Annotated in this window: 2 protein-coding genes; both read right to left on the reverse strand. The window is 36.1% G+C overall.

Going from position 1 to position 2,102, the window contains the following annotated elements:
• Nucleotides 1-106: 106 nt before the first annotated feature.
• Nucleotides 107-1,378, reverse strand: coding sequence for an RNA-directed DNA polymerase (locus ELQ94_RS17135; protein WP_127051599.1), 1,272 nt, complete (start codon nucleotides 1,376-1,378; stop codon nucleotides 107-109).
• Between the two features lie 6 nt (nucleotides 1,379-1,384).
• Nucleotides 1,385-2,102: hypothetical protein (locus ELQ94_RS17400; RefSeq protein ID WP_166404900.1), on the reverse strand; the 718-nt coding region annotated here is incomplete at its 5' end.

Raw genomic sequence — 2,102 nt, forward strand, 5'->3', positions numbered from 1 at the left:
TTTAACAAGATTTAACAAGATTTAACAAGATTGCCACCTGAGAATAACTCTAGATGGCAAGTGGACAAGGAAGCCTCCGGCTTATCGAGAGTCCAACCGTTATTATCTATGTATATCCCGCCCTTCTGAGGTATTTGTCGATGTTGTTTTTAAACATATTCACACTATTAGCACCCACACAATCAATAGATAATCTGTTCCATTCATTTATAGTCCTTTGTGAAAATGAATACTTTCTGATATCTAATCTACACTGGTCCTTTACTAATGTCACTTCATGTCCTCTAGTCCTTCGATCTTTCTTAATTGAAAAAAATATACTTCTGTCAATATTTTCGTAACCATTCAATATCTTGAAAACTTCAATCTGATCTCCTCTTAATCTCCTGGTCTCTAGTGTTGTCAATCCACACTCTTTTAGGCGTTCCATGTAACTACGGTCTCTCAGTCCTGTAATCATTTTAGTTGCTCTCCTCTGTACTCTTTCTAGCATATCTATGTCCTTCTTGTGATAAGGTCTCCACGCTTGTATACAGTATTCCAAATGAGGCCTAACTATTGCTTTATACAGTGGTATTATTAGTTCTTTTTCCTTATACGCTATATTTCTCCTAATTAACCCAAGCATTTGATTTCCCTTTGATGCTGCAATTCCGCACTGCTCTGAAACCTTCATATCAGCACTAATTATTACCCCTAAGTCCTTTTCTGTTGTGGTAGTGCTAAGAACAGTACCCCCCATTTTATAGTGTACATCTTTGTTCCCATGTCCAGTGTGGAGGCATTTACATTTACCAAAATTAAATAACATCTGCCATTTTTCAGACCATTTGATTAACTTGTCTAAATCGTCCTGTAAACGCTGTTTATCGCCATCATGTTTAACCTTTCTGAACACCTTTGTATCATCTGCAAATTTCAGCACCTTGCTTGTTATGTCATCATCCAAATCATTAATATATACTAGGAATAATAAAGGTCCCAATACTGATCCTTGTGGTACCCCACTCAAAACAGATTTCCAATTAGAAGCCTCCCCATCTACTACTACCCGTTGTCTTCTATCAATCAGCCATTTTTCTATCCAGTTAATGATACCTTCACCTATGCCATGGGCTTTTAATTTAAGCAGTAATCTTTGGTGTGGAACTTTGTCAAAAGCTTTTTGAAAATCTAAGTAGATAATATCTACTGGTGAACCCTCGTCTACCCACTTAGTGACGTCTTCCAAAAAACATAACATATTTGTTAAGCATGATCTTGCTTTTAGGAACCCATGTTGAGATGGGTTTATCAATTTGTGTTTAATAAGGAAGTCCACCGTGTGATCTTTAATTAGCCTTTCTAACAACTTGCAGATTACTGATGTTAAGCTCACTGGTCTTTAATTTTCTGCCTTCTTTCTTGATCCCTTTTTAAATAATGGTATGACATTTGCTTCTTTCCATTCTACTGGAACAACTCCCTGTTTTAATGATAAGTTGAATACTGTTGCAAGCGGTATGCTAATTTGCTCTACAGTCTCCAATAGCAATTTGGGTGGAATCCCATCCACTCCAGGTGATTTATTATCTTTCATTGTCTTTATTTTATTAGCTACCATTTCCGGGGTTACAATTAACTGCCCTAAATAGTCGTCTGATTCTGTATCCATGAACTTAGTCTCTGGTATTGGCAATGAGCTGACTTCTTCCCTGGTAAAAACTGAACTGAAATACTCATTCAGACTTTCTGCCATTAAAAATCCCTCTGATATTATTTTTCCAGCACTGTCCTCTAGTGGACCGACCTTATCCTGAACTTTCTGTTTGCTCCGGACATATGCATAAAAACTCTTGCTGTCATGTTTTATGTTACATGCTAATTTCTGTTCATAGCTTCTCTTTGAGTTTCTAATTTCTGCTGTAGCTTGATTAAGTGCTTCTTTGTAACTGTTGTAGCTGTCTTCATTTCCAGTAAGTCTGTATAATTTCCACATTAATTGTTTATACTTTATTTTTCTAATGGCTTCTTTTGATAAATGTTTCTTTCTGGACCGTCTTCCTATTTTCTTCAATGGAATAAATTTATCAATGATGCATTCAATTTCACCCTTTAAAATA

Origin of the sequence: Labedella endophytica (assembly GCF_003990045.1) — a bacterium.
Lineage (GTDB): Bacteria > Actinomycetota > Actinomycetes > Actinomycetales > Microbacteriaceae > Labedella > Labedella endophytica.